Origin of the sequence: Aquabacterium sp. (assembly GCF_036279655.1) — a bacterium.
Taxonomy (GTDB): Bacteria; Pseudomonadota; Gammaproteobacteria; order Burkholderiales; family Burkholderiaceae_C; genus Aquabacterium.
This window is the reverse complement of the sequence record NZ_DASUIT010000005.1, coordinates 1-21,488: the sequence shown is the minus strand read 5'-3', so window position 1 is coordinate 21,488 and position 21,488 is coordinate 1. Positions and strand designations below refer to the sequence as shown.

Genomic DNA, 21,488 nt, shown 5'->3' with positions numbered 1-21,488 from the left:
CCAAGGGGGGCTGCTCGGCCCCGCTGGCCAGGGCGGACATCCAGTCGACCCATGTGGGTGGCAACACGTCCACCTGAGGATGCCAGCCAGGACGGCTGACGAGGGCGCATTCGGCCTCAGGGGCAGGATGGGCGGGCCGCCAGGCGGGATCCGGGGCGCGTCTCAGGCTGACCACTGGCCACTCGCTGCGGACGACATGGATGGAGGGCATCAGGCGGATCATCAGGTCCTGGGGGGCGGTGTCGCCCAGGCGTGCCAGGGTGTCGCCTTGCAGGGTGGCGTCGGCGGCCTGCGTGCTTTCGTGACAGGCCCAGTCCAGGCGGGCCACATCGCCCAGCCATGGCCAGTCCACACCGCTGTGGTGAGCGTTCAACCATGCGGGCAGGGCCGCGCCCCAGCGGTTCAGGTCCGCCTCCACAGGGGGGTGGTCTCGCCACAGTTGTTGGGCCAGCGAGGCCCATGCCTCATCGCCCAGCAGCGCACGGACGGTGGGAAAGGCCTGGGCCAGCACCCTGGGGGCCAGCACGCGTGCATGACCTTGGTAGGGCGCCAGGCCTGCGGCGTCACGGTCAGGGTGGATCCAGTGGGTGAGTGCCGGGTCGCAGGCCCCCTGCCGGATGGCCGACAGCAGGGCGCGCTGTCGTTGCGCTTCCGTGTCTGTCGTCATGGGCCAGGCTCCCGACCTTGGCTCCATGCGTCCATGCGCTGTGTCGCCAGGTGAGCCTGCTCCAGCAGGACCTCCAGCGGAGGCAGGTCGACATCCCATTCGATCAGCGTGGGCCGCGGCCCCAGACGGGCCAGGGCATGCTCGTAGGCGTGCCACACCGAGGCATTCACGGCCTGGCTGTGATCGTCCACCACCAGTGTCCTGGGGCGGGCAGGTGCGCGGTGCCCGGCCAGATGGATCTGTCCGACGTGGGCCGGCGAGATCCGGTCGATCCAGTCGCAACTGGCCTGGATGGCCTGACGGGTGCCCGCTTCGGCGTGCTCAGCCGTGCTGGACCAGTTCAGTGCGTTGACGATCAGGTTGTTGATGTCCAGCAGCAACTGGCAGCCGCTGCGCTGGCACAGGGCGTTGAGGAAGTCGGTTTCCGACCACGCGTCATCGGCGTAGCGCAGGTAAGCCGAGATGTTCTCGACCAGCAAGGGGCGCTTCAAGGTGTCCTGCACGGTCTGCACATGGGCCACGAGCAGGCCCAGGGACGCATCGGTGAAGGCGATGGGCAGCAGGTCACCGCTGTGGACGGGCCATGGCTGGCCATCCTGATCCGCGCGACAGAAGCAGGCATGGTCGGACACGAGCATGGGGTCGACGTCGCTCACCAGTTGGGCCAACTGGGTCAGATGACGCTGGTTCAGCCCTGTGGCCGATCCCAGGCCCAGGCCCACGCCGTGCAGGCTGATGTCCATGTGTTGACGTACCTCGCGCAACACGGCCCGGGCGGCCCCGCCGGGGGCGAAATGGTTTTCCGAGTGGACCTCGACGAAGTCCAGCGCCGGGCGGCTCTCCAGAAGCGTCGCGATGTGGGGCTGGCGCAGGCCGATCCCCACGGGGGCCCGCCGCACGGCAGGCCTCACTTGCCTGTGGGTGTCGACGCCCTGGGTGTGGTCTGTCGGATGGCTGCCCGAGCCTGGTCGATGTCCAGTCCCCCCAGCTTGTGGCAACTGCCCTTGGGCACCAGGGTCCACTCCGCAGGGTCCTTGTCTCGGGTGGCCAGGCCGGCACAGGCATGGGTGCCCGTCAGGTTGGCGCAACTGTTCTGCCCGGCTTTGACCGCACCGTAGCACTTTTCCTTTCCGGCGGGGGCATCCACATCATGGGCGCGTGCGCCTGTGGTCAAACCCAGGGCCATCACGGTGGCCAGGGCGGCGCTCAGTTGTTGCTGGTGTTTGTTCATGGGGAACGTCCCTGTCGATCGCGGTGTTGCAGACACCCTTGTTGACGCAAAATGTACCTCATTCTGGCGCCGGCCTGTCCGGATCGCCGGGGGAGCGAGGCTTGAAGAGGCGCGTGTTCCAGTGTCATTTGCCATGAGTTCAGCCTGCGCTGTTTTCATAGCATGGCAATCGGCTACTCTCTTGTACATCGCACTTTCGTCTGATCGGGAACGACATGTCTGACCTGCAGCTGCCTTCTCTGTCCCTGGCTGATGACCCCAGCGCACCGGGTTTCGTGCCAACCCTGCCCTCGCTGGACGACGAGGATGGGGGTTCATCGGGCGATTCCCGCGTCAGCGAAGGCTTTCGCTGGCCCACGCCCCCCTTTGCCGCCTACCCGGTGGCCAAGGAGCAGATCGACCATGAGCCCTGCGAGTTCGAGGGGCTCAATGGCAAGCTCATGCGGGGGCGGTTGGTCTTTTTCGAGCCCGCCGAGTTGCTGGCGCAGGTGCAGGTGCCGCCGTCGCGCACGACCATGCCCTTGCGCTTCAGCCAGTTCCGGCTGATGTTGCTGACCCGCCCCTGCGTGCCGAGCAATGCCAAGCAGAGTGCCGACCCCCATGCGTCCATGCTCGAGCACCGCCAGACCTCGGAGTACCGTGTGGTGCTCAAGTCCGGCGACATGATGCAGGGCGAGACCATTGGCCATGTCGAGATGGATTTCGGCCTGTTCCTGTTCCCGCCGCTGGACGAGGAGGGCACGGTCTCTCGCCTGTTCGTGCCCCGCGATGTGTTCGACAGCTATGAGCTGGGGCCCCGCATTGGCGAAATGCTGGTGGCCAACCAGGCGGTCACGTCGGACCAGGTCGAGCAGGCCGTGGAAGTGCAGCAGCAGATGCGTTCTCAGAAGCTGGGTGACATCCTGCTGACCAAGCACGTGGTCACGCCCGATCAGTTGCTGGCCGCCATCGATCGGCAGGCCAAGATGCCCATGGTGCGCATTGGCGAAGCCCTCACGGCCATGGGCTTGATTTCTCCCGAGCAACTGGCCGAAGCCCTGTCCCAGCAGCAGCATGACCGCAGCGTGCCCCTGGGTGAACTGCTGGTTGGTTTGGGCATGGTATCGCGCCAGGACCTGCAGGCAGCGCTGGCCCGCAAGATGGGCTACCCCCTGGTCGATGTGCAGAAGTTCCCCATCGAGTCCGATGCCCTGCGCAAGGTGCCCTACAACGTGGCCTCGCGCCTGGAGGCCCTGCCTTTGATTCTGCGCGACAGCACCCTGGTCGTGGCGGTGGAAGACCCCAGCGACCGTCGCATCCTCTCCGAGGTCGAGTTCGTCGCGCAGTGCAAGATCGTGCCCGTGCTGGCTTTGCACGGTTTCATCAGCCGCACGCTGCAAGATGCCTACAACCGCATCGGTGCGGACACCTCGGTGCCGATGTTCGCCAAGCTGCCTTCGCAGGTCGTGGCGCTGGACATGGAGCCCGAGGATTCCAATGCCCTGGTCGCCAGCCTGGAAAAGGAGGGCGTGGAGACCGTCAGCCTGGATGAAGACAAGCCCATCGAGCAGAGCGACAACTCGTTGGTGCGCCTGATCAACACCATGATCGTCGAGGCACACATGCAGGGTGTCTCCGACATCCACATCGAGAGCTATCCGGGCCGCGAGAAGATCAAGATCCGCTTCCGCAAGGACGGCGTGCTGGTGCCTTATCTGGAGCTGCCCCACAACTACCGCAGCGCCATGATCGCCCGCATCAAGATCATGTGCGATCTGGACATCTCCGAGCGTCGCAAGCCCCAGGACGGCAAGATCAACTTTGCCCGCTTCATGCCGCAGCACAAGATCGAGTTGCGCGTGGCCACCATTCCGACCAACAATGGCATGGAAGACGTGGTGATGCGGATCCTGGCATCGGCCAAGCCCCTGCCGCTGGACAAGATCGGCTTGAGCCCCTGGAACCTCGCCAAGTTGCAGGAAGCCATGCAGCGCCCCTACGGCATGATCCTGTGCGTGGGCCCCACCGGTTCGGGCAAGACCACGACTTTGCATTCGGCCCTGAGCTTCATCAACGTGCCTGAACGCAAGATCTGGACGGCCGAGGACCCGGTCGAAATCACCCAGCCTGGGCTGCGCCAGGTGCAGGTCAATGCCAAGATCGACTGGACTTTTGCCAAGGCCCTGAGAGCCTTCCTGCGGGCCGATCCGGATGTGATCATGGTGGGGGAAATGCGTGACACCGAAACCGCCGGCATGGGCATCGAGGCCTCGCTGACGGGACACCTGGTGTTGTCCACGCTGCACACCAACAACGCGCCCGAGACGGTGACCCGTCTGCTCGACATGGGCATGGATCCCTTCAACTTTGCGGACTCTCTGCTGGTGGTGCTGGCCCAGCGTCTGGTCAAGCGGCTGTGCACGCAGTGCCGTGTGGCCGAGCCCGCCCCCGAGGAGTATGTCAACGAGTTGCTGGACGACTTTCTGCACGTGTGCCCCAAGGACCACCCGCTGTTCGAGCGCGAGCCGCTCAAGGCCGACTGGATCAGCCGATTCGGGCGTGATGGGCAGTTGATGAAGTACAGCAAGGGGGGGTGCCCCCAGTGCAACCAGACGGGCTACCGTGGCCGCGCTGGCGTGCACGAACTGATGGCGGTGACGCGAGAGTTGCGCCGCCTGATCCAGACGGGGGCCCGGGCCGAGGAATTGCAGGCCCAGGCCATGATCGACGGCATGCGCACGCTGCGCCAGGATGGCATTGAAAAGGTGCTGGCCGGAACCACCAGTATGGAAGAAGTTCGTGCGACCAGCAATGTGTGACAAGCCCCTGTGTGGTTTGTTGGAAGCACCTTGGGCGGACAGTCCAAAAATGGCGCAAGATAAGCGCCAACAAGTCACGATCAGGCATGGGAAACGGGTGTTTCTCCTGCATTGCATGAACCGTGATTTGATCGATCTTTGGTGACATGGCGATGCACGGATGTGCGCCCCCACCAGCCTGATCTGGCGGCGACCATTTCTGTGCATCTCACGGCAGGTGATGATGGACCGGAGGTAAGCATGGACGTGATCAGCAACTTCGCCGCGCGCTACGAGCGCACCCGCGAGGAAGAGATATCCCTTGAGGATTACCTCAACATCTGCAAGCGGGACAAGTCGGCTTATGCCACGGCGGCCGAGCGCATGCTCGACGCCATCGGTGAGCCTCAGATGATCGACACACGCAACGATCCGCGCCTGTCGCGCATCTTTGCCAACAAGGTCATCAAGATCTACCCGGCTTTTGAAGAGTTCTACGGCATGGAAGACGCCATCGAGCAGGTGGTCAGCTACTTCCGCCATGCCGCTCAAGGCCTGGAAGAAAAGAAGCAGATCCTGTACTTGCTGGGCCCGGTCGGGGGCGGCAAATCGTCGATCGCCGAGCGGCTCAAGCAACTGGCCGAAAAAGTGCCCTTCTATGCCATCAAGGGCTCGCCCGTGAACGAGTCGCCCCTGGGCCTGTTCGACCCCAATGAGGATGGCCCCATCCTGGAGAAGGAATACGGCATCCCTCGCCGTTACCTGCAGCGCATCCTCAGCCCCTGGGCGGTCAAGCGTCTGGAAGAATTCGGCGGTGACATCCGTCAGTTCAAAGTCGTCAAACGCTACCCCAGCGTGCTCAAGCAGGTGGGCATTGCCAAGACCGAACCGGGCGACGAGAACAACCAGGACATCAGCTCCCTGGTGGGCAAGGTTGACATCCGCAAGCTCGAAACCTATGCACAGGACGACCCCGACGCCTACAGCTACTCTGGCGGCCTGTGCCTGGCCAACCAGGGCCTGCTGGAGTTCGTGGAAATGTTCAAGGCGCCCATCAAGGTGCTGCACCCGCTGCTGACCGCCACGCAAGAGGGCAACTACAAGGGCACCGAGGGCTTTGGCGCCATTCCCTTCGACGGTGTCGTGCTGGCCCACAGCAACGAGAGCGAGTGGAAGACCTTCCGCAACAACAAGAACAACGAGGCCTTCCTCGACCGCATCTACATCGTCAAGGTGCCGTACTGCCTGCGCGTGAGCGAGGAGATCAAGATCTACGAGAAGCTGGTGCGTGGCTCCTCGCTGGCGGCGGCGCCCTGCGCGCCGGGCACGCTCAAGATGATGAGCCAGTTCGCTATCCTCACGCGCCTGAAGGAGCCCGAAAACTCCAGCATCTTCAGCAAGATGCAGGTGTATGACGGCGAGAACCTCAAGGACACGGACCCCAAGGCCAAGTCCATGCAGGAGTACCGCGACTACGCGGGGGTGGACGAGGGCATGAGTGGCATCTCCACGCGCTTTGCCTTCAAGATCATCTCCAAGGTCTTCAACTTCGACAGCGCCGAGGTGGCGGCCAACCCGGTGCACCTGATGTACGTGCTGGAGCAACAGATCGAGCGTGAGCAGTTCCCGGCCGAGCTGGAGCAGAAGTACATCGCCTACATCAAGGAGATGCTGGCGCCGCGTTACGCCGAGTTCATCGGCAAGGAGATCCAGACGGCCTACCTGGAGAGCTATTCCGAGTACGGTCAGAACATCTTCGACCGCTATGTGACCTACGCCGATTACTGGATCCAGGATCAGGAGTACCGCGACACCGACACGGGCGAGAGCTTCGATCGCAGCGCGCTCAACAGCGAGCTGGAGAAGATCGAGAAGCCCGCCGGCATCGCCAATCCCAAGGATTTCCGCAACGAAATCGTCAACTTCGTGCTGCGGGCGCGGGCCAACAACGGTGGCAAGAACCCGCTGTGGACCAGCTACGAGAAGCTGCGCACGGTGATCGAGAAGAAGATGTTCAGCAACACCGAAGAGTTGTTGCCGGTCATCAGCTTCAATGCCAAGGCCAGTGCCGACGAGGTCAAGAAGCACGAGGACTTCGTCAACCGCATGGTCGAGAAGGGCTACACGCCCAAGCAGGTGCGCCTGCTGTGCGAGTGGTACCTGCGGGTGCGCAAATCCTCGTGATTCAGGACACGTGCCGGGGGAGCTCTCCTCCGGCACGAAGGCAGTAACAGACCAGAAACGGAACCCCGAATGCTGCAGAACATCATCGACAGGCGGCTGGCGGGCAAGAACAAGTCCATTGGCAACCGAGAGCGTTTCCTGCGTCGCTACAAGACCCAGGTGCGCGAAGCGGTTCAGCGCGCGATCAATGGACGCAGCATCCGGGACATCGAAAAGGGCGAAGACATCACCATCCCCAAGCGGGACCTCTCCGAGCCGGTGTTCCACCACGGCCAGGGCGGCATCCGCGACATGGTGCACCCGGGCAACCGAGAGTACGTCAAGGGCGATCGCATCGAGCGGCCGCAAGGCGGGCAGGGACAGGGCAGCGGTGGCAGCGAAGCCAGCGACAGCGGGGAGGGCGAGGACGACTTTGTCTTCTCGCTGAGTAAGGAAGAGTTCATGCAGGTCTTCTTCGAGGACCTGGCCCTGCCCAATCTGGTCAAGACCGCGCTGGCCGAGATACCCGAGTGGAAAAGTCAGCGTGCGGGTTACTCCAGCGATGGCACACCCAACAACCTGCACGTGGTGCGCTCCATGCGCGGTGCGCTGGGGCGGCGCATTGCCCTGGGGGCATCGTCGCGGCGCGAGATCAAGGAGTTGGAAGAGCGTCTGGCGGCCCTGCGTGATGAGCAGGAGGCGGGAGACGACGCCCTGGTGCACAAGCACGCCGCCGAGATTGAAGACATCGAGGCCCGCCTGGCCCATCTGTATGGGCGCATGAAAGGCATCCCCTATCTGGACCCGATCGATCTGCGCTACCGCAGTCGCATCAAGGTGCCTGTGCCCACCACCAAGGCGGTGATGTTCTGCGTGATGGATGTCTCCGGCTCGATGGACGAGCAGCGCAAGGAGCTGTCCAAGCGCTTCTTCATCCTGCTGTACCTGTTCCTGACGCGGCACTACGACAAAATCGAACTGGTCTTCATCCGCCACCACACGCAGGCGCAGGAGGTGACCGAGGACGAGTTTTTCCATGCCACCGAGACGGGCGGTACGGTGGTGTCGAGCGCCCTGGTGCTGCTCGACGAGATCATCCAGGCGCGCTACCCGACCAACGAGTGGAACCTGTATGTGGCCCAGGCCAGTGACGGTGACAACTGGCACCACGACTCCAGCCGCTGCAGCGAGATCCTGGCCAACAAGATTCTGCCCCTGGTGCGTTACTACGCCTATGTGCAGGTGGCACAGACCGAACAGAACCTGTGGGACGAGTACCTGGCCCTGACCGAAACGCACAAGCAGTTCGCGATGCGCAAGGTGCTGGAGCCCTCGCAGATCTACCCGGTGTTCCGCGAACTGTTCAAGAAGGAAGGGGTGGATGCATGAGTGCACAACTTCAGGGGCACCAGTTGCCCGGCCCTTCGGATTGGACCTTCGAGCTCATCCATGATTACCACGAGGTGATCCGCAAGACCGCGGCCAGCTTCAAGCTCGACACCTACCCCAACCAGCTCGAGATCATCACGGCCGAGCAGATGATGGATGCCTATGCCAGCGTGGGCATGCCAGTGAACTACCGGCACTGGTCGTACGGCAAGGAGTTCATCTCGACCGAGAAGAACTATCGCCGCGGTTTCATGGGCCTGGCGTACGAGATCGTCATCAACTCCAACCCCTGCATCAGCTATCTGATGGAAGAAAACACCATGGCCATGCAGGCCCTGGTGATCGCCCATGCGGCTTATGGGCACAACAGCTTCTTCAAGGGCAACTACCTGTTCCGCATGTGGACAGATGCGTCGTCCATCATCGATTACTTGGTCTATGCCAAGAACTATGTGGCGGCCTGCGAGGCCCGCCATGGCATCGATGCGGTGGAGGAGTTGCTCGACTCCTGCCATGCCTTGATGAACCATGGGGTGGACCGTTATCGCCGCCCCAGCAAGCTGTCGCTGGACAAGGAACTGGCGCGCCGCGAGGAGCGCGAGGCCTATCTGCAGCAGCAGGTCAATGACCTGTGGCGAACCTTGCCGCGCCGCGCGGATCGGCCTGAAGAAGACGCCGTGCGGCGCTTTCCGGCCGAGCCCCAGGAGAATCTGCTGTACTTCATCGAGAAGCACGCGCCCTTGCTGGAGCCCTGGCAGCGCGAGATCGTGCGCATTGTGCGCAAGGTGGCGCAGTACTTCTATCCGCAGCGTCAGACCCAGGTCATGAACGAGGGCTGGGCCACCTTCTGGCACTACACCCTGCTCAACACCATGTACGACCAGGGCTACCTGACGGACGGCATCATGCTGGAGTGGCTGCAGTCCCACACCAATGTCGTCTTCCAGCCGCCGGTGGGGCACCGGGCCTACAGCGGCATCAATCCCTATGCGCTGGGCTTTGCGATGTACTCCGATCTCAAGCGCATCTGCGAAAAACCCACCGACGAAGACCGGCACTGGTTCCCCGACTTTGCAGGGTCGGCCGAAGGCAAGGATCCGGCCGAGCATGCCTGGTTGCCGACACTGGACTACGCCATGCGCAACTTCAAGGACGAGAGTTTCGTCGGGCAGTTCCTCTCGCCCAAGATCATGCGTGACTTCCGCCTTTTTGCCGTCCATGACGACGAGGACGACACCGAGATGGAGATCGCTGCCATCCACGACGAGACAGGCTACCGCGCGCTGCGCGAGTCCCTGGCGCGTCAGTACGACCTGGGCTCACGCGAGCCCAACATCCAGGTCTGGAGCGTCAACCTCCGGGGGGACCGCTCTCTGACCTTGCGTCACACGCAGCACAACAAGCGCCCGCTGCACGACAGCACCCGAGAGGTGCTCAAGCATGTGGCGCGGCTGTGGGGCTTTCCTGTCCACATGGAAAGCGTGGATGCGCAGTCCGAGGTGCGCCAGCACTGGACGGTGGTGCCCTCCGAGAGTTGAGGGCCGCAGCGTCGTTGCCATCAGGGGTCACAGGCGCTGCCTGTGACCTTCTGCCATGGACATGACCTTGGTGTGAATGCGGGAATTACCCACCTGGTTGTCCGCATTTCCTTTGTTTGTTGGGACCGAATTCCCCATATCGTGAGCTTGGATTTCATTCGACAAAAAGTCTGACGCTCTTTGTTGACCAGGAAATCATAAGTAAGGCGTGTCGGTCACAAATTGACTCAATTTCTCAGTTGAGTGGTCGATACACCTGCTTGTCGAGGTGGCTTGAACAATTTTTCTGATTTGTTCACTTTCGATCCCCTAACAGGAGCAACGATGAAAGCAAAGCGTTTTGGATGGCAGGCCGTCGCGGCGGCGGCCATGATGGCGGCCTGTGCTGCACATGCAGAAGAAGGCGGCATTCAGTACAAGGTCAGTGGTTTCGGCACGATTGCGGCCACAGCGATCGACAAGAGCGATCTGCAGTTCCGCACCTCTCTGACCCAATCGAAGGGCGCTGGCTCCACGATTGATCTAGGTGCCGATTCGCGCTTCGGTCTGCAAGGCGTGGTCAATTTTGGCCAAGGCTGGTCGGCCACGGCCCAGTTGCTGTCGATCCGACGGCGCGTGGACTCTGCGCTGGATTCGAACCGGGATTTCGACATCGGCATTGAATGGCTGTTCGCGCAATACGCCGTGACACCGAGCGTCGACCTGCGACTGGGCCGCGTGGTGTTGCCCGCGTTCATGATCTCCGACTCCCGCAATGTGGGCTACAGCCAACCCTGGTTGCGAGCCCCTCTGGAAGTCTACGGACGCATGCCTCTGACCACCATGGACGGACTCCAGGGCATTTGGCGGATTCCGGTGGGTGATGCCGTTGTCAGTCTGCAGGGTGGTTACGGCAAGAGCCAGACCAATATTTCTTCAGGCGCCACGGTGATTGACGCGCCCAGTGACTGGGTGGCCAGCGTCAGCGCGCAACTCGAATGGTCCGATTGGTTGCTGCGGGCAGGCCAGGTACGCAGTGCATCTCCCTTTAGTTCGCCGCTGCTGGCCGGGGCTGGTATACCCACGCCGATCGAATACACCATGCGCGACAAGTTCACGAACGTGGGCCTGCAGTATGACAACGGTACCGCCATCGTGATGGCTGAGTGGGCCTCGCGGGATCAGAACGACTTGCCCATGACCCAGGCCGCTCTTTCGGGCCCCGCTCTGGGCGCTTACCAGTTCGCCCTGGCCGGCAAGCCCTTGGCCAAGGAAAAGATGTGGTACGTGGGGGCTGGCTGGCGCTTCGGCAAGTGGTTGCCCATGTTGACCCATGGCAAATACAAGAGCGAAACGGTCTCCAGTCCGAACGACTGGAGCAGCACGAACGTCAGCGTGCGATATGACATTGCCAACAATGTGGCGCTGAAGGCCCAGATCGGCCGCCACGAGGCCAAGGACTCGTCGTCATTCGTGACCGCAGTGGGAACGGACACGCGCAGCGTCACCTCGGTGGCATTCGGTGTGGACTTCGTGTTCTAAGGAGGCCCCGACATGCGCATTCAATCCATTCGTTCGTTCTTTGCCGCGGGTGTCCTGACCCTGGGCGCCGCATCGGCCTGGTCCCAGGTCGCGGTGATCATGGGCCCGGGCGCCTCGGCCCTCAGCAAGGACCAGGTGGCCAACGTGTATCTGGGCCGCAGTTTTGACCTCAAACCGGTCGATCTACCCGAGTCCTCGCCCCTGCGTGAGCAGTTCTACAAGAAGGCCACCGATCGCGATCTCAACCAGGTGAAGGCCACCTGGTCGCGCATCGTGTTTTCGGGCAAGGGCCAGGCGCCCAAGGAGTTGCCCGATGCTGCGGCCGTCAAGAAAGCCGTGGCGGCCGATCCCAAGGCCATCGGCTACATCGACAAGGCGGCTGTGGATGGCTCGGTCAAGGCAGTGCTGACGCTGGACTGAGCTCCGATCTCTGACGGACCCTGTCCGCCCCAGAGGGGCCCAGGTGTGATGCATGTCACACCTGGGCCCCTTCGTCATGTGCGGGGGCTGTTCGCAAGGGGGAATAGACGCCTTGCCCGCGGTCTTATCCCGCTAAAGAAATCCGAGGACTTGCGAACAATGCTCAGTCATCAGCATTGTTTTTCAAGGCCATGAGCGACCAGGACAACGACCACAAGCCCTTACCAGCGTCCGAACGGAAGCTGCGCAAGGCGCGTGAGGACGGTCAGGCGGTTCGCTCTCGCGATCTGGGCCATTTCCTGGTGATGCTGGCGGCCATCGCGGCCTTGATCATGCTCACGCCCTGGTGGATGGAGCGTCTGCAACTGCTGATGAACACCGGGTTGCGCTTCGATGCGCGGATCGTGGCGTCGGAGGACGCCATGCTGGAGCGCCTGTCGGTCTGGTCGAGCATGGCCCTGATGGTCGTGATTCCCCTGGGTGCGGGCATCGCCCTGGCGGCCGTGGGCGCCGGGGTCATCTCGGGTGGCTGGATGCTCAGCTTCAAGGTCATCGCCCCCAATTTCGGCAAGCTCAATCCCGTCTCCGGGATCGGCAATGTGTTTTCCAAGAAGCAGTTGATCGACGCGCTCAAGGCCAGTGCCATGGCGCTGGCCCTGGGCGCGGTGGGCGGGATGCTGCTGTGGAAGCGCTGGCCGGACCTGGTGCAACTGCTGGCCCAGCCCCTGCCGCTGGCCATCCATGACATGGGGGACACCTTCCGCCAGGTGCTGTGGACCATGCTGCTGGTGCTGGCCGGTTTTGCCCTGATCGACTGGCCCTTGCAGCGCTTCATGTTCATGCAGCGCATGCGCATGACGCACCAGGAAGTCAAGGACGAGTACAAGCAGATGGAAGGCAACGGCGAGGTCAAGGGCCGCATGCGTCAGATCATGCGCGAGATGGCCCGCAAGCGCATGCTCGCAGCCGTGCCCACCGCCGATCTGGTCGTGATGAACCCCACCCACTATGCGGTGGCCTTGAAGTATGACGAGGGCACCATGGGCGCGCCGCGCGTGGTGGCCAAGGGGCTGGATCTGCTGGCCTTCAAGATCCGTGATCTGGCCACCGAGCACAAGGTGCCTGTGCTTGAAGCGCCGCCGCTGGCGCGTGCGCTCTACGCGCACTGCGAGATCGATCACGAAGTGCCCATGGCGCTGTACAGCGCCGTGGCCCAGGTGCTGGCCTATGTGTACCAGCTCAAGGCGGCCCTGGCAGGGCAAGCACCCCTGCCGGGCAACATGCCCGACCTGGACGTGCCCAAGGACATGGATCCCAACGAATCCCCCGAACTGAAGGCGCGCCTGGCGGCGTCGGAGGCTGAATGATGAACGAGTGGCTCAATCGACTCAAGAACATGTCGGGCAGCGATGCCAAGATGTTCCAGGTCATGGCAGCACCCATCGTGGTGCTCATGGTCCTGGTGATGATGGTCATCCCCCTGCCGCCGCTGGTGCTCGACATCTTCTTCACCTTCAACATCGCCATGGCCCTGATGGTGATGATGGTCTCGGCCACCATGGTGCGCCCGCTGGACTTCGCGGCCTTCCCGGCGGTGCTGCTGCTGACCACCTTGTTGCGCCTGTCGCTGAACGTGGCCTCGACCCGGGTGGTGCTGATGGAGGGCCACACCGGCACCGGCGCGGCCGGCCGGGTGATCGAGGCCTTCGGTCATGTGCTGATCGGTGGCAACTTTGCGGTGGGGATCATCGTGTTCGTGATCCTGGTGATCATCAACTTCATGGTGATCACCAAGGGTGCCGAGCGGATCGCCGAAGTGGGTGCGCGTTTCACCCTGGACGCCATGCCCGGCAAGCAGATGGCCATCGATGCCGACCTCAATGCCGGCCTGATCGATGAGAAGGAGGCCAAGCGCCGCCGCATCGAAGTGGCGGAAGAAGCCGAGTTCCACGGCTCCATGGACGGTGCCTCCAAGTTTGTGCGCGGCGATGCCGTGGCCGGCATCCTGATCCTGTTCATCAACATCATCGGCGGCTTCATCATCGGTGTGGCGCAGCATGACCTGTCTGCAGGGGATGCCGCCTCCAGCTACGTGCTGCTGGCCGTGGGTGACGCCCTGGTGGCCCAGATCCCCGCGCTGCTGATTTCGGTGGCCTCCGCCATGGTGGTGGCCCGGGTCGGCAAGGGGCAGGACGTGGGCGCGCAGATCATGTCCCAGGTCTTCCGCAACCCCAAGGTCATGGGTGTGGCGGCGGGCGTGATCGGGCTGCTGGGCCTCATCCCCGGCATGCCCTTCCTGATCTTCATGCCTGCGGCGATCGGCATGGGGTGGGGCACCTGGAAGATGCACCTGCGCGAGCAGGCCGAGAAGGCCAAGCCGCCCGAGGTCGACAAGCCCGCGGCCACCACCAACCCCAATGGCGAGGCCACCTGGGAGGATCTGCAGCCCGTGGACACCCTGGGTCTGGAGGTGGGCTACCGCCTGATCCAGCTGGTGGACAAGGATCGTGGTGGAGACCTGTTGAACCGGATCAAGGGCGTTCGACGCAAGTTCGCGCAAGAAGTCGGCTTCTTGCCGCCATCTGTGCACATCAAGGACAACCTGGAGCTGCGCCCCAGCATCTACCGCATCACCCTGAGGGGCGCCGTGGTGGGCGAAGGCGAGGTCTTTCCCGGCATGCTGATGGCCATCAACCCCGGGCACGTCACCAACCCGCTGCCCGGCACGGCCGCCACCGACCCGGCCTTTGGCCTGCCCGCCGTGTGGGTGGAAGAACGCCAGCGGGAAGCGGCGCAAATGGCGGGCTACACCGTGGTTGATTCCTCGACCGTGGTGGCGACCCATCTCTCACACTTGATGCAAATGCATGCGGCGAAGTTGCTGGGCCGTGTAGAGACCCAGCAGCTTGTGGAACATGTGACGAAACTGGCCCCCAAACTCATCGAAGACGTGGTACCCAAAATGGTCGGCATTGCCACCCTCCAGAAAGTGTTGCAGCTCCTGCTGGAGGAAGGCGTTCACATCCGCGACATGCGCTCGATCATCGAGACGCTGGCGGAACAAGCCGCCCTGTCTCCCCAGATTGCCAATGACGGTCACGAGCTGGCTCGCCGCATCCGCGTGGGACTGGCCCCGGCCATCGTTCAGCAGATCTACGGCCCGGTTCGCGAACTCGATGTGATCGCGATCGAACCTGATCTGGAGCGCCTGCTCACCCAGGCCCTCACCTCGGCCAACGGACCCATGCTGGATCCGGGGGTCGCCGATCACCTGACGCGCCAGGCAGCGGATGCCTCGCAGCGTCAGGAAAACCTGGGCCATCCGGCCTGTCTGCTGGTGCCCGATGTCATCCGTCCCACGGTGGCCCGGTTGCTCAAGCGGGCGGCACCTCGTCTGAAGGTGCTGGGCCACAGCGAAATCCCTGAAACACATTCGATCCGCATTGGTACCTTGATCGGAGGTCACGCATGAACGTCAAACGCTTTACCGGACGCACGTCGCGTGAGGCCATGCAGAAGGTTCGCCAGGTCTTTGGCGACGATGCTGTGGTCCTGTCCACCAAACCAGCCCCCGAGGGTGGCGTCGAGATCATGGCCATGGGCTCGGATGCCATTGCCGCCATCGAGCGCATGCCCGTGGAAAACCATGAACCCGCACCGGCCAAGGCCCCCGTGGCCGCCCGTGTGCAGGCACAGCAGACCGCTGACGAGACGGAGCCGGCCCTGGAGAGCCGTTCGGGCAAGTCCGGTGGGGCTCGCCAGGCGGTGGCCACGCTGGCCAGCACCGTGCAGGACGACGTGCGCCAACTGGCCATGAGCACCCTGTCCTTCCAGGAGTATGTGCGTGAGCGCATGCTGCGTCGCCGCCAGGCCGCCCTGAAGGCACGGATGGAGCCCGAGTTGGCCCTGTCGCCCGAGGAGCAACTGACCCAGCGCGTGGCCCCCGCCCGCACGGCACCGACCTTCTCCGAGCCGCAGGCACCTCAGGACGATCTGGATCTGTCGGCACCGTCACTGCGCCTGGTGCGTGCTCAGCAGGCGCAGCAGGCCGAGCAGGCTCGCCAGGCCCAGGCAGCCGCAGCCCAGCAACAGCAAGTCCGCCAGCAGGCACGGGAGTCGGCCGAGGTGCGTGCCTTGCCAACCCGAGCCCAGCAGGCGGCTCGCGATGAGCGTTCACGCGGTCAGGCCTGGAGCGATCCGTCCGAGTTGACCCTGAACTCGGTCGTCGCCCGCAGCCCGGTGCCCGCCGTGCCCCCCGGGGGGCTGGTGGACGAAGCCGCCCGCGAAGCTCTGGTGGCCGCGCAGGCCGCCAATGCCAACATGCTTGACGAGTTGCGTGCCATGCGCGCCCTGATGAAGGAGCGCTTCGAGACCATGGCCTTTGTGGACAAGCTGCAGCGCACGCCGGGCCAGGCCCAGATGGCGCAGCGTCTGCTGGACGGCGGCTTCTCTCCGGTGCTGATCCGCAAGCTGGTCGAGGGCATGCCCGCCAATGTGGCCGCCGGCCTGAGCGAAGAGATGAACTGGGGCGCCCAGGTGCTGCAGCGCAACCTGAACACGGCCGACAAGGAGCCCAACCTGGAAGACCAGAACGGCGTCTTTGCGCTGATCGGCTCGACCGGTGTGGGCAAGACCACGACCACCGCCAAGCTGGCTGCCCTGTTTGCCGCCAAACACGGCGCGCACAACCTGGGCCTGATCACGCTGGACGCCTATCGGATGGGCGCTCACGAGCAACTGCGCTCTTATGGCCGCATCCTGGGCGTGCCTGTGCACATCGCCCACGATCGTGCCGCCCTGGAAGACCTGCTGGAGCTGCTGGCCGGCAAGAAGCTGATCCTGATCGACACGGCCGGGATGCCGCAACGCGACGCCCGCACCCGCGAGCTGCTGGAGATGATCTCCCATCCCAGCATCCGCAAATTGCTGGTCATCAATGCCGCAGCCCAGGGCGATGCCATCGAGGACGTGATGGTGAGCTACCAGGCTGCGGCCTGTTCGGGCATCATCCTCTCCAAGCTGGATGAGGCGGTCAAGCTCGGTCCGGCGCTGGATGCGTTAATTCGTCACAAGCTCAAGGTGATGGGTGTCGCCAACGGGCAGCGGGTGCCGGAAGATTGGCATCGGATCACTGCCGCCTCCTTGGTGCACCGAGCCCTTCGTGCCAGTTTGAACCCGGCCTACAGGCTCGACCCCTCCGAGGTGAGCCTGGTGTTTTCAAGCCCCGTTGCCGTGGAAGCGTCGACGGTGACCAACGCGGTGTGATCGAGTCGCCTCATGATCCATACCTCACGCTCATCCATGCAGACCGGACGGCCCGTCGATCAGGCGCACGGCCTGCGTCAGATGTTCCCCACCCGGGTCCTGCGGTTCGTGCCTGTGGTCTCGAACCCCCAGGTGATCTTCGGTGGGGTGGTGCTGGAGCGCCTGTGTGCCGCGTACGCGGGCTTTGGCCTCAAGACGCTGGTGGTCGATGCGGGTGAGCGCGCGCGCCCTCCCTCGGAGCTGGCGGGCTTTGATCTCAGCGAAGGCATTGAGGCCCTGTCTGCCGATGTGTCCTACCTGCCCGCGCGTGGTCTGCCGCTCAAGCATGTCGATGCCCAGGGCAGCAGCGCCTCGCTGGTGGATGCCCTGGCCACGGCAGCGCCTCAGATCGACGTGGTCATCTTGCACGCATCGGCCAGCGAGCTGGTGCGCATGCTCTCAAAATTGGCCCGTGGGCAGAACCTGCGTCCGCTGGTGTTCACCGACGAGAACCCGGCCGGCCTCACCCATGCTTACGCAGCCGTCAAGGTGATGGCCCAGCGCGCGCAATGGATGGCCTATGACCTGCTGGTGTGTGCCAACCCCGCATCGCAGATGGGGGCGCAGATCGCCCACCGGCTGGAGCAATGTGCCGACAACTTCCTGGGGGCGGCTCAGCGAGACTGGCTGCAGATCAACCCCATGGAGCCCGCCACCCAGGACCCTGGTCCGGCATTTCTCGACATGGCTGCGGATCTGTTGCGCTGCGCCTTGCCGCACACCCTGGGTGAAAGTGCCTTTGACCACCTGATGTCGCCCGGGGCGGCTCTGCCATCCCGCAGCACACCGGTATTCAACTGAAATGACGTTCATGGAGCAGAACATGTACACCGCCAAAGGCCGCCTCAATTTGGATGCCATGCTCCACCAGTACAGCCCGCTGGTGCGTCGCCTGGCTCACCAGATGATTGCCAAGCTGCCGGCCAACGTCGAGATCGACGACCTGATCCAGGTGGGCATGATCGGCTTGACCGATGCGCTCAGCCGATTCGATGCCGGGCAGGGCGTGCAGTTCGAAACCTTTGCCACACAACGCATCCGCGGCGCCATGCTCGATGAGTTGCGCGGTGCCGACTGGATGAGCCGAGGCACCCGCAAGCAACAGCGCGACATCGAAGCGGCTGTGCACCGCCTGGAGCAGCGCCTGGGACGCGCGCCCCAGGAGAGCGAAATCGCCAAGGAAATGGGCATGTCGCTGGGTGAGTACCAGGAGATGTTGGGCAAGGTGCGTGGCACTCAGCTCATCTACCTGGAGGACATGAGCGGCGATGACGGCGACAGCGACTACCTCGACCGCCATGTGGCCGACGAGGGCAGCGACCCCCTGAGCCTGCTGCAGGACTACCGCATGCGCGAGGCCTTGGTCGAGGCCATCAAGAATCTCCCGGAACGCGAGCAGTACGTGATGAGCATGTACTACGAGCAGGACATGAATCTCAAGGAAATCGCTGCCGTGCTTGGTGTGACCGAGTCGCGCGTATGCCAGCTTCACAGCCAGTCCATCGCCCGACTGCGTGTGAAGCTCAGAGAGTGGTGAACGTCAGGACCAGGCGATGAAACAATTCTGTGTGAGGGGCTGCCATGCTGCTGCCATTTTTGAAGGGCCTGTGGGGGCCCACGGTCGACAGAGCATCGTCGGCTGAGCCTTCGGGCTCGGCCGACATGCGCTCGTCTGCGCAGCCTTCGGGCGCCGTCACGGCGCTGGCTTCGCAATTGCAGAAGGACACCTCCGGGCTGGGCCTGGAGGCGGCCATGCTCAAAGGCGCGCTGGAGGACACCACCGCCATGGCCAAGCGTCAGCGCGATGCGCTCCAGGCGCTCATGGACAAACTCCAGGACATCCGCTCGTCCCAGGAGAACATCCACCATGTCACGGAAGGCAGCCTGAACGCGGTCGGGCAAGCCCGCGTGGCGGTGGAAAACATCGAACACGAAGTCTCTGCGCTGGTGGGCTCCTTGCGTGAGGTGGCCGAGGCGGCTCAGCAGATCACCCAGATCGCCCTGCAGACACGGCTCGTGGCCTTCAATGCCTCCGTGGAAGCCAAGCGGGCGGGTGAGGCCGGGCGCGGCTTTTCCGTGGTGGCTGATGCCGTGAAGGACCTGTCGACCCAGGTCGAGGCCACGTCCAAGACCATCATGAAGACGGTGGCCAGCCTGGATGAGCGCATCCATGCACTGGAGGGGGACATTCACTGGGACGCCTCAGCCACCCAGGCCCGCAAGGGCAGTTTTCAGGAAGCGGTTCTGGCGGTCCAGCAGGGGGTGGGGCAGATCAACGATTCGGCGCGACGCAGTGTGGATGTGTCGGCGGGCATCCATGACCAGGCGCAGCACATGGTGCAGGACGTGCGCAGCACCTGCGAGGCGCTGGGCAAGGCCGTGGGCCGCAGCGAGACCGTGCTGGGCGTGTCGGAGGCCCTGATGGAGACGATCGCCGCGTGCGGTGTGCGCACGAACGACACGCCCTATATCGAGATGGCTCAGCAAGTGGCGGGGCGTCTGTCCGAGGTGCTGGAGGCGGCCGTGGCGTCCCGGCGGATTTCCCTGGCGGACCTGTTCGACGAGAACTACCAGGCTGTGTCGGGGAGCGATCCGCAGCAGTTCCTGACCCGCTTCAATGCCATCACCGATGCGGCCTTTCCGGCCATCCAGGAGCCCGTGCTGGAGGCCTTGCCCCAGGTGGTCTTTTGCATTGGCGTCGACCGCAACGGCTACATCCCCACCCACAACCGCAAGTACTGCCAGCCGCAACGCCCAGGCGATGTGGTGTGGAACACGGCCAACTCACGCTGGCGGCGCATCTTCAATGACCGCACGGGCCTGGCGTCCGCACGCAACAAGAAGCCCTTCCTGCTGCAGACCTACCGGCGCGACATGGGGGGTGGCCAGTTCGTGATGCTCAAGGAAGCGTCGGCGCCCATCATGGTGCAAGGCCGCCACTGGGGCGGCCTGAGGTTGGCCTACAAATTCTAGATCCCGCCTTGACGGTCAAGTTCTCGGGCAACAGGCCGATATTCTCAACGCAGTGACTCACCTTCAGGAGAGGCTGTTGTCGCGTCCGGGGACCATTCATGAATCAACATCCATCCACACCGTCATCCTCCATCCTGGGAGGGCAGGATCTTGTGGTCCTGTGCGCCATGGCCACCACCTTCCTGGGCACGCTGGTCTACAGCATGCTCTATGGCGAAGTTGTGCTGGCCACGGTGGTGGGGCTGATCTTCATGGCCGCAGCGCTGGTCGTGGCGCTCCAATCGCGGGGCGGTGTGCTCAGCCAGGTGGCCCTGCCAGTCCTGGGCATGAGCATGGTCGGCCTGATGATTCATGTCTCCCGAGGGCACAATGAAGCCCATTTCGGGGTGTTTGCCTTTCTTGCCTGCCTGGTGACCTATCGCAAGGCCTTGCCGGTGATCATCGGGGCGGTGGCGATCGCTGTTCATCACCTCAGCTTCAATCAGTTCCAGACCTGGGGCTGGGGGCCTGTCTGTTTCACGGAGCCCAGTTTCGGTCGGGTGGTCGAGCACGCCTTGTATGTGATTGCCGAGGCTGCCGTGCTCCTCTTGCTTGCAGCGCGCGCGCAGGCGGATTTCCGCACGGCCGAGGAGTTGATGTCCATTGTGGACAGGTTGAGATCGGAAGATGGGCGCGTGGATCTGTCCGTGGTTGAGCAGCCCTCATCGGACGAACGCGCCAAACGATTGTTGGAGGCGCTGCATCACATTGCCTTGTCCATCCAACAGGTTCGTAGCGCAGCAGATGCCGTGCGCGTGGCGTCTTCACAGATTGCCGCAGGCAATCAGTCGCTGAGCGAGCGCACGGAGCAAGCCGCCGCCAACATCCAGCAAACCGCTGCCTCCGTGGAGGAGATCAACAGTACGATCAAGTCCAGTACCGCCAATGCACGCCAGGCGAACGAACTGGCGGGGTCGGCCTCCGATGTGGCCAGCGCCGGTGGTGCGGCCGTCAATCGGGTCGTTGATACCATGAATGGCATTCAGGCTTCGAGTCGCAAGATCACGGACATCATTGGCGTGATCGATGGCATCGCCTTCCAGACCAACATCCTGGCTCTCAACGCCGCGGTGGAAGCGGCCCGTGCGGGTGAGCAGGGCCGAGGTTTTGCTGTGGTGGCGGCCGAGGTTCGTACGCTCGCGCAGCGCAGCGCCGAGGCGGCCAAGGAGATCAAGCAGTTGATCACCAGCAGTGTGGAGCAGGTGGAGTCAGGCTCCACCCTGGTGGATGCAACCGGCCAGACGATTGGTGATGTGGTGGCGCAGGTTCGTCTCGTCAATGAACTGGTGGCCCAGATTGCCCAGTCCAGCACCGAGCAGAACGAAGGGATCGAGCAGATCAGTGTGGCCATCAATCGCCTGGATCAGAACACGCAGCAGAACTCGGCGCTGGTCGACGAAACTGCGGCGGCAGCCAGCAGCCTGAAACATCAGGCCGATGAACTGTCCCATGCGGTGGAGGTCTTC

The 21,488-nt window shown here is 63.4% G+C and carries 16 protein-coding genes; 13 read left to right on the top strand and 3 right to left on the bottom strand.

Translation table 11 applies throughout. The annotated features are described in order from the left end of the window. From VFW84_RS00630 to VFW84_RS00620, 3 genes are all read right to left on the bottom strand, one after another. On the bottom strand, positions 1 to 667 hold a 667-nt coding region (locus tag VFW84_RS00630; RefSeq protein WP_329678487.1), incomplete at its 3' end, for a DNA-binding domain-containing protein. Further along, positions 664 to 1,566 carry a DUF692 domain-containing protein gene (locus tag VFW84_RS00625; RefSeq protein WP_329678486.1) on the bottom strand — a complete coding sequence of 301 codons (903 nt, stop codon included), beginning with the start codon at positions 1,564 to 1,566 and terminating at the stop codon, positions 664 to 666. The genes VFW84_RS00630 and VFW84_RS00625, both read right to left, overlap by 4 nt. 8 nt (positions 1,567 to 1,574) lie before the next feature. Then, positions 1,575 to 1,898 (bottom strand): DUF2282 domain-containing protein, encoded by a 324-nt coding sequence (locus tag VFW84_RS00620; RefSeq protein ID WP_329678485.1) that lies wholly within the window; start codon positions 1,896 to 1,898, stop codon positions 1,575 to 1,577. A gap of 215 nt (positions 1,899 to 2,113) precedes the next feature. Between VFW84_RS00620 and VFW84_RS00615 the strand changes: the two genes are divergently transcribed. The 13 genes from VFW84_RS00615 to VFW84_RS00555 all read left to right on the top strand — a co-directional run. Next, positions 2,114 to 4,696 (top strand): GspE/PulE family protein, encoded by a 2,583-nt coding sequence (locus VFW84_RS00615; RefSeq protein ID WP_329678484.1) that lies wholly within the window; start codon positions 2,114 to 2,116, stop codon positions 4,694 to 4,696. 240 nt (positions 4,697 to 4,936) lie between these two features. After that, a complete protein-coding gene (locus tag VFW84_RS00610) occupies positions 4,937 to 6,859 on the top strand; it encodes a PrkA family serine protein kinase (RefSeq protein WP_329678483.1) in 1,923 nt (640 codons plus the stop codon). 69 nt (positions 6,860 to 6,928) lie between these two features. Next, on the top strand, positions 6,929 to 8,227 hold the full coding sequence (locus tag VFW84_RS00605; RefSeq protein WP_329678482.1) for a YeaH/YhbH family protein: 1,299 nt from the start codon (positions 6,929 to 6,931) through the stop codon (positions 8,225 to 8,227). Then, a complete protein-coding gene (locus VFW84_RS00600) occupies positions 8,224 to 9,765 on the top strand; it encodes a SpoVR family protein (protein WP_329678481.1) in 1,542 nt (513 codons plus the stop codon). The genes VFW84_RS00605 and VFW84_RS00600 overlap by 4 nt, the downstream gene beginning before the upstream one ends. Positions 9,766 to 10,089: 324 nt before the next feature. Next, positions 10,090 to 11,286: a porin gene (locus VFW84_RS00595; RefSeq protein WP_329678480.1), complete on the top strand. Its 1,197-nt coding sequence runs from the start codon at positions 10,090 to 10,092 to the stop codon at positions 11,284 to 11,286. A 12-nt stretch (positions 11,287 to 11,298) separates the two neighbouring features. After that, positions 11,299 to 11,706: a hypothetical protein gene (locus VFW84_RS00590; RefSeq protein WP_329678479.1), complete on the top strand. Its 408-nt coding sequence runs from the start codon at positions 11,299 to 11,301 to the stop codon at positions 11,704 to 11,706. 191 nt (positions 11,707 to 11,897) lie between these two features. Next, positions 11,898 to 13,073, top strand: coding sequence for a flagellar biosynthesis protein FlhB (gene flhB / locus VFW84_RS00585; RefSeq protein WP_329678478.1), 1,176 nt, complete (start codon positions 11,898 to 11,900; stop codon positions 13,071 to 13,073). Then, positions 13,073 to 15,178, top strand: coding sequence for a flagellar biosynthesis protein FlhA (gene flhA, locus VFW84_RS00580; RefSeq protein WP_329678488.1), 2,106 nt, complete (start codon positions 13,073 to 13,075; stop codon positions 15,176 to 15,178). Before flhB ends, flhA begins: the two co-directional genes overlap by 1 nt. After that, on the top strand, positions 15,175 to 16,971 hold the full coding sequence (flhF, locus tag VFW84_RS00575) for a flagellar biosynthesis protein FlhF (RefSeq protein ID WP_329678477.1): 1,797 nt from the start codon (positions 15,175 to 15,177) through the stop codon (positions 16,969 to 16,971). Before flhA ends, flhF begins: the two co-directional genes overlap by 4 nt. A 12-nt stretch (positions 16,972 to 16,983) precedes the next feature. Beyond that, a complete protein-coding gene (locus VFW84_RS00570) occupies positions 16,984 to 17,811 on the top strand; it encodes a flagellar biosynthesis protein (RefSeq protein WP_329678476.1) in 828 nt (275 codons plus the stop codon). A gap of 22 nt (positions 17,812 to 17,833) precedes the next feature. Then, entirely contained in the window at positions 17,834 to 18,547 is a 714-nt protein-coding gene (locus VFW84_RS00565) for an RNA polymerase sigma factor FliA (RefSeq protein WP_329678475.1), read from the top strand. A gap of 44 nt (positions 18,548 to 18,591) precedes the next feature. Then, a complete protein-coding gene (locus VFW84_RS00560) occupies positions 18,592 to 19,983 on the top strand; it encodes a methyl-accepting chemotaxis protein (RefSeq protein WP_329678474.1) in 1,392 nt (463 codons plus the stop codon). A 98-nt stretch (positions 19,984 to 20,081) separates the two neighbouring features. After that, on the top strand, positions 20,082 to 21,488 hold a 1,407-nt coding region (locus tag VFW84_RS00555; protein WP_329678473.1), incomplete at its 3' end, for a methyl-accepting chemotaxis protein.